Raw genomic sequence first — 8,293 nt, 5'->3', positions numbered from 1 at the left:
ATATAACTTATATGGTTTAATAAACTAAACTTACTTATAAGTTATATGATAAACGCGTTTTTTACACTTATTCTGAATAATATTTTTTGAAACGATCTTTATTTGAATTTTATTTAGAATTAATATAAATAAACTTTTATATTTGCCGCTTTCTTGACAAATTGCGGTAGTTTAATACATTTACCCGATTGTCTCTACAAGTAAATTTCGTTTGATGAACAACAATAACAGTTTCGAATTGAATCTTTTTGAATCTTTCAAAGAAGGAGACGAAACTGCCTTTACTTATTTTTACGATAAATATTTCCGCAGAATCACGGCTTTTAGTGTTCAGTTTATTTATGATAAAGATGAAGCTGAAAATCTGGCGCAGGAAGCTTTTGTGCACTTATGGCAAAATAAGGAAAGTGTTGAATCTATAAATGGTATACAATCTTTTTTATATACCTACGCCAAATCGAAATGCCTGAACATGATTCGACACAATAAGGTAAAGGATAAATTCAAAAGTGACGTTTTAAATCAGAAGGAAAGAGAACTGGATATCGAAATCTTAAATTCGGTTCAGTTTGATACTTTAGAATTAACGGAATTAGAACGCTTAATTCAGGAATCTATAAGTGAACTTCCACCTAAAACCAGAGAAGTTTTTATAAAAAAACGCTTTGAAAATAAAAAAAATGCAGAAATCGCCGAAGAAATGCAAGTGACTCTAAAAGCTGTCGAAGCCCATATGACAAAGGCCTTGAAGATTTTAAAAACCAAATTATCAGATTATTTGTTCTTAATTTTTATCCTTATTTGTAATAATTAAAAATAAAAGGTAGGGTATTTTATTTCTGAAGTGTACTTACTAAAACGGGAAGTTTAAAAACTTAAATATGACATCGGAACTAATTTATAAATACCTTTCTAATGAAGCTTCAGAACAAGAAGTTCAAATGCTTTTTGATTGGATTGATGCTTCTGAAGAAAACAAAAAGCAATTTATAACGCTTAAAAAAACTTGGGCATTAACGGCACTTTCTGAAGATCTTTCGACAGCATCTGCTCCGGTAATTAAACTTCAGCCTAAAAAGAAAGCAATTCAGTATTTGAAATATGCGGCTGTATTTCTTGTTTTATTTGGTTTAGGAAAATTAGCTTTCGACTTTACTCAAAAAACAAACTCATCAAAAGAAATTGTTTTAGAATTAGCCGATGGCCGTTCAGAATATATTACGAAAGACAATCAGACTAAAATTGTAAATGACAAAGGCGATTTGATTGCCAAGAAATTACCCAACCATATTGTGTACTTTGGTAAAGTTCAGGATCAGGAAGTAGTTTATAATACTTTAAAAGTTCCTTACGGGAAAAATTTTAAACTTACACTTTCTGACGGAACGGTAGTGAGTTTAAACTCAGGAACAACTTTAAAATATCCGGAGCAATTTGGCATTAACGGAAAAAGAAATGTTTACCTAACCGGTGAAGCTTTTTTTGAAGTTGCCAAAGACAAACAACATCCTTTTATTGTAAACGCGAATGAGGTTGATATTGAGGTTCTGGGAACAAAGTTCAACGTAAGTGCTTATCCTGAAAACCCAAGCGTTAATGGTACTTTGGTCGAAGGAAGTATTCAGATGTATGAAGTCGAAAACAAACTGAATGCCGTGTTGCTTCAACCCAATCAAATGGCAACCTGGAATAAAAACTCCAAAAAAATTATAACAAAACAAGTTCACCCAAGCTTTTATACAGCCTGGACAAAAGGTGAACTTGCTTTTAAAGATACCCCATTTTCTACCATCGCTAAAATAATTCAGCGTACCTACGACGTCGAAATTATCAATGAAAATACTGTTTTGGCCAGACAGAATTTTACCGGTACCATAAAAATTAGCGAATCTAGTGTCGAAAACATTTTAGAACTTCTAAAACGTGACACACCTTTTACTTATTCTATTAAAGGAAATACAATAACCATTACCAACCTTCCATAACTAAATAAACATGACTTTTTCGATACACGATTTAAGGAAAATTCTATTTTTCCTAGCCCTATTCATATCCGGTTTTAAAGGTTTTTCTCAGAATAAAAGCATCACATTACAGCTAAAAAACAAACCTATTAGTTTAATTATCAAAGCCATTGAAGAACAAACCGATTTTAGAATTATTTATAATGCCCGAAAAATCGATGCCGATCAACTGGCCGATCTTAATGTTCAGAATGCGACTTTAGAAACTACTTTAACGCAATTATTTGCCGGTAAAAACATTTCGTTTTACATCCAGAAAAAACAGGTTTTATTAACGAACTCCGCTCCTGCTCCAAATTCTGCTTTACCTTCTGATGAAAAAGAGAGATTCATTAGCGGAACGGTTTATAATGCCACAGACAAACAGCCTCTTCCCGGTGCGACCATTCGTATAAAAGGAACCGGAATGGGCGCTATTACTGATTTTAACGGAAAGTTTGTTTACCAGTTAAAAGGAAATAATATCAGTGATATGGTGCTTGAAGTTGGCTTTTTAGGAATGGAAACAGAATCTCAAAAAGCAGATAACAAAAAGCAATTTGTTTTTTATTTGAAAGAAGTTACAGATGAGTTAAATCCCGTTGTAATTACTTCTTCTTATGGTACTACAAAATTAAAAGAAGAGATTGTGGGGAGTATCTCAACTTTAACAGCAAAAGATATTCCGGTATATCAGGCTTCTGAAAGTGTCGATAAAATGCTTGAAGGACAAGTTGCAGGGGTTTTAATCGAAAATACTTCTGGTGTTGGCGGGCCTGTAAAAATCAATATTCGTGGTCAGGGAACTTTAAAACCGCTTGGGAGTACGATTGTAGGAACTTCAACACAACCGCTTATTATTGTCGATGGGGTTATTATGAGTGAGGAGAGTTATATATCAAGTCCTTTTTTTAATGGACAGACTGCATTATCTGAAAATTTAATGAATCCGCTGGCACAAATTGCTCCCGAAAACATTGAAACTTTTACGGTATTAAAAGATGCTGCAGCAGTTGGTATTTATGGTGCCGATGGTGCTAATGGCGTTATTTTGATTACAACTAAAAGAGGAAAAACCGGAAAAGCAAAATTTGGTTTCTCCAATCAGCTTGGGATTTCTTCTGCCGTTAATCAGATTAAATATTTAAATGGCGAGCAATACAACGAAATGCGAAATACGTATTTAAAAAATACATCAACCAACTATAGTCCAATTCCATATAATGGCGTTAACACAGACTGGTTTGATTTACTGAACAATTCAGGAATTTATAATAAGTATAATTTTAATGTTTCGGGCGGAACTTCAAAATTTTCATATCGAACCAATATCTCGTATTTAAATATTGATGAACCACAATTAGGCAATACGACAAAACAGTTAAATGGAGGGATTAATTTAGGCTACAGAAACAATAAACTTGATGTAAATTTATCGTTGAATCCGAGTTACATTCAAAGTATTGCTCCAAACATATATTATTCGCATGCTCATATTCCTACTCTTGCGCCTTATAATGCAGATGGTTCTTATACCTCAACGGGACTTATAGGCACAACCGGAGGAAATCCTCTGGCGGCGATTGCCCAAAATAAAAACGAAACCGATACTTACGGCCTTTTAGGAAGTTTAAATTTAGCTTACGAACTTAATAAATATATTAAATTCTCTACCCTTTTTGGTATTGATTATAAGGATAAAGAACAGGATCGTTATTTTTCGGGAGAAAATGAAAGCGGACGTTTAAATGGTAATTTTTCATTAGGAGGTATTGCTTATAATACTTGGGGAAGAAGGGCAATTAACCAAAGAAATTCTACCAAATGGAACTGGCAGGGACAAATGCTTTTTAATAAAGAAATAAATAAAAATCACGGTATAGATGGTGTTTTGGGATTTGAGATTGCCGAAGAAAAAGGTAAATTTCATTATGCTGCCGGATCTGGTTTTGTGAATTCGAATGTTATCAATGCCGTTTCAGATGCCAGACGTGATGATGATCCTACGACCAAAAAAGATGAATCCTTAAGCGGGCAAACTTACAATAGTGAAATCAGCAATGGCTCGAGAGTTTCTTTTTTCTCTCAGATCAACTACAATTATAAAAAGAAATATTTCTTTTTAGCTAATTTAAGACGCGACCAAAGCTCTGTTTTTGGTAACGACTCAGACGTGGCTTTAAACAGTGGAGCAGGTTTAGCATGGATCATCAACAACGAAGATTTTCTGCAGTCCAGTTCGTGGATTGATTTATTGAAATTAAAGGTTAGTTATGGTTCAACCGGTAATTCAAGAATTGGATCATACCGTTCAAAAGGTTTGTACAATTACGCGCAAAACGGTTACAATGGCGAAGATTATGCTACACCAGGCGCCGCACCAAATGGAAATTTAAGCTGGGAAAAAAATAAAAAATTCAATACGGGAGTAGATTTTAATGTTTTTAATACGGTAGAATTATCATTAGAATACTATTATGATGATTTATCAGATTTGATTGTTTCGAGAGATATTCCATCAGAAAACGGTTATAGTACTTTAGAACTAAATGCTGCAAGTATGTACAATAAAGGTTTTGAATTTACGACCCGAATTAAATGGTTTCAAAAAGGGAAATTCAAATGGAGTACTTCATTTAATATTTCTACAGTCGAAAATAAAGTTACAGATCTTATTGGTTTAGGAAGTGATTATTCGCTGGCCAATCTTGCTCTTGCCCAAAAAATTGGTTACAGTACTTCGACAATTTGGGGTATAAACTGGGTTGGAATTGATCCTGCAACAGGTCGTGATCTTGTTAAAAAGAACGGACAAATTTATGATTCGGCTACTTACAATCGCCTTTTTACAAATGCAGACTGGGTGCCAATTGGTAATACACAACCAAAAGCTTTTGGTGGTTTTAGTAATAGATTTTCATTCAATAACAGCATCACTTTATCGATCACCGGAGCTTATCAATGGGGCGGAGATAAATTAGTTTCAAACGACATTATTGCAAAATACTCCACTACATCAAATAGAAATATGTCAGCAAACGCATTTGATTATTGGAGAAATCCCAGCGACATTGCAACACAACCTGCACCGGGAAACAATACGTTACTGCCCAACTTAAGCAAGTATGTTTATGATGCTACATATATCAAAATCAGCAATATTAATTTAAGTTATAATGTTCCTCTAACGAATACATTTCTTGATACTCTGACTGTTTTTGCCGATGTTTCCAATGTGCTGTACTGGTACAAAGAGAAAAGTCCGGCCGGAATGAATGGCATTAGAGAATTTAATTATACCTACCCGCAAGCCAGAACGATTTCGATGGGTATTAATACTAAATTTTAAAAAAATGAAATATTTAAAAAATAGCAGCCCCTTAAAATTTGCAGTGATTTTAGCAGTGATTTTTCTATTGCAAAGCTGCAGTGATTTTCTGGAACAGGAACCGGGAACACAAACCTCTATAAATGAACAATTAGGAACCAAACAAGGCGTTCTTCAGGCAATGAATGGTATGTACCGATCTATTGAAGCCAATGTAAGAACCGAAGCTTTTACTACTTATGCTGATTTACAGGGCGGTAATTTAAAATTTGCACCTGGTATATCTACAAATACAACAGTAGGACAAGTAACGACTCCGGGAAATGTGGTCAACCTATATTCTTTTGATGATCTGGCAGACAAATCAAATTTGGCAGCCTTTTACAGTACTAGCTATAATATTATCAATCAGGCAAATTTAATTTTAGAATTTACAGATGCCTTAACAGATGCTTCGGAAACTGAAAAAAATCAGATCAAAGCAGAAGCCTTAACCGCAAGAGCTTACACCCACTTTTTGTTAAGTGAAATTTACAGTCAGAATTATGGTTTTACAGCAGATGCTTCTCATTTAGGAATTATCTATAACAATACATCCATTACAAATGGCCTGCAATATCCTGCCAGAGAAACTGTGGCAGCTACTTATACCTTTATTATAAATGATATTAAAGATGCCCTGAATTTATATGCTAATACCGTTCTTTCAAACGGTCCTGCTTATTCTTATTTTAATAAAAATAATGCAAAAGCCTTATTGGCAAGAGTTTATTTAGCCAAAAAAGACTGGAAAAATGCCTATGATACCGCAGATGATATTATTAAAAATTCGGGTGTGGTTTTAATGAGTTCTGCCGATTACCTGGCACAATGGCAAAAACCAGATGCTCCGGTTTCTGAGGTTTTACTGGAGTTTTCAATTCCCAAAGATGCCGAAGGAGCAATAAGCGGCTCATTAGCAGCATTTTTTGGATATACATCAGATTCTCAATACGGAAAATACACTGCATCTAAAGATCTCTTTGATCTTTACGAATCTACAGATATCCGCAAACAGTTATTCAAAAATCATCCATTGCCTACTTCAGTCAATCTGCAAAAGGAAATCCTAAATTACTATTTTACCGATAAATTTCAGGGAAATCCGGGATATGTGGCTTTCCGCTTAAGCGAACAATATTTAATTCGTGCCGAAGCAGCAATCGAACTCAACAATAGTTCTCAGGCAACACAAGACATCAATACCATTAGAACAAGAGCAAATGCGGCGGTTTTAAAAGGAAATGAAGATCTTAAAGAAGCTGTGTTTTTAGAAAGAAGAAAGGAACTTTGCTTTGAAGGACACTTATTTTTTGATATCGCAAGAAATAAAAAAGATGTTTCGAGAAATGATGGCTGTATCGCCCTTAGTTGTAGCCTCACCTACCCTTCACCAAAATTTATACTCCCAATTCCACGAAGTAACATTAACCTTAACTCAAATCTAAAGCAAAATGAATCGTATTAAAATTATATTCGTATTAAGTCTCGTTCTTGCATTTGCATCTTGTTCAAAGGATGATTATAGATTAGATTCTGGTCCTGTTGATCCTTTTGTAAGGTTTAATTTTGTAGTGAACGGTAATAATGTTCCTATTGAATATCCAACAGTAAATACAATAACACTTCCCACTAATACTTTTGAAAACAAATCGGTTAAGGTTTTGAAAGTTCCGGTTTCTTTAACGACCGCAGCTTTAAAATCTCAGGTTAAGGTTAATTTTAGTGCGACTACTTCCGGAGATTCAAATAGTTTTAGTGTATCACCAAAGAGTGAATTGCTTTTTGAAGGAAATAAGCTTACTGATACTGTTTTTGTTTCTTTTGATAAAAGATGGACTAACCAGCAAACTATTACATTAAAATTAGAAAGCGCATCAGATCCCGCTATTCATATCGGAAATATAAATACTTACGCTCCAAACGATACTTTTACCATAACCCTGGGCGAAATAACTACAGCGTATACATTTCCTGTGGGTCAATATTTGATTAAAGGAGAAGTGGGCGAAAAAATCGATTTTAAAGTCAACTTCCCTAACGGATTTATTCCGTCTGAAATTGAAAATGCCTCTATTTTTAAATTTCTTGATGGTTTTGATTACTCGTTAACGCATGATGATTTTGGAGATAACAGAAGCTCCATCAACTATCATTTAACTCTTTTAGAAGATATTCAAAATCCGGATGTACGTTATGAAACTAAGCTAACGTTAACCAATACACCTAATTATGTTGCAACCGGAAATACCGTTTTGCAAATCATAAAACCTACACGATCACCCCGAGATGTTAATGCAAATCCGGCATCTAAATTTTACGATTTATCCAGCCAGTTTTACCTGACTTATGGCGAAACCTGGTTTGATAAAAGCGGTACTTGTGCGTGGCAGGCTTATAATGCCTTTACGTTTCCTGTTGTAGTAACAAAAGATAATGAAAATGCTATTTTGTATAGCGATAAAGGAACCGCCAACCCAAATGATGATGTTTACCACGATGCTTTTAAAATTGGATTTAATGTTGTAACAGGCACTTCAACAACTAATTCCTTTAATTTAAAAAGATGGTTTAGTAATGAAGCAGTAGCTGCAGCAAGCTCTCCTGGATTCAATATTACCTCAGCTTTAGAATTTTTTCCGGAGAACGGAAACAGTAAAACGCAAGGAAAAGTATTGGTGATTCCGCAATATATTACCATTGCAGGAACCAATAAAAACAGTCATAATATTGAAATCGCCGGAGAAGGTACTTATAAAGAAATCAGTGCAGGTTTATTTGAAATTTCTTTCGAACTAAAACTTACAAACGACGCATTATTTGGAGGAACTGTTTCGACACAATACAGAATGTACAATAACAAAACATATCCAAAACCCGCAGCTTTAAGTATCGATTGCCCTAAGGAGGTTGCGCTTTAGTA

At 34.4% G+C, this 8,293-nt stretch carries 5 protein-coding genes; all 5 read left to right on the top strand.

The annotated features are described in order from the left end of the window. The first annotated feature begins 214 nt into the window (after positions 1-214). The 5 genes from FLACOL7796_RS09005 (at position 215) to FLACOL7796_RS08985 (ending at position 8,291) form a co-directional block, all read left to right on the top strand. Positions 215-814 (top strand): RNA polymerase sigma-70 factor, encoded by a 600-nt coding sequence (locus FLACOL7796_RS09005; protein WP_173970468.1) that lies wholly within the window; start codon positions 215-217, stop codon positions 812-814. 67 nt (positions 815-881) lie between these two features. After that, positions 882-1,985: a FecR family protein gene (locus FLACOL7796_RS09000; protein ID WP_173970467.1), complete on the top strand. Its 1,104-nt coding sequence runs from the start codon at positions 882-884 to the stop codon at positions 1,983-1,985. A gap of 10 nt (positions 1,986-1,995) precedes the next feature. Next, a complete protein-coding gene (locus tag FLACOL7796_RS08995; RefSeq protein ID WP_173970466.1) occupies positions 1,996-5,352 on the top strand; it encodes a SusC/RagA family TonB-linked outer membrane protein in 3,357 nt (1,118 codons plus the stop codon). A 4-nt stretch (positions 5,353-5,356) separates the two neighbouring features. Continuing rightward, a complete protein-coding gene (locus FLACOL7796_RS08990; protein WP_173970465.1) occupies positions 5,357-6,838 on the top strand; it encodes a RagB/SusD family nutrient uptake outer membrane protein in 1,482 nt (493 codons plus the stop codon). Further along, complete coding sequence (locus tag FLACOL7796_RS08985) at positions 6,825-8,291, top strand: hypothetical protein (protein WP_173970464.1); 1,467 nt, start codon at positions 6,825-6,827, stop codon at positions 8,289-8,291. The genes FLACOL7796_RS08990 and FLACOL7796_RS08985 overlap by 14 nt, the downstream gene beginning before the upstream one ends. The last annotated feature ends 2 nt before the right edge of the window (positions 8,292-8,293 follow it).

The organism is Flavobacterium bizetiae (assembly GCF_902804475.1).
Taxonomy (GTDB): domain Bacteria; phylum Bacteroidota; class Bacteroidia; order Flavobacteriales; family Flavobacteriaceae; genus Flavobacterium; species Flavobacterium bizetiae.
Note: the sequence above shows the minus strand (reverse complement) of the source record. Positions and strands in the feature narration are given on the sequence as shown.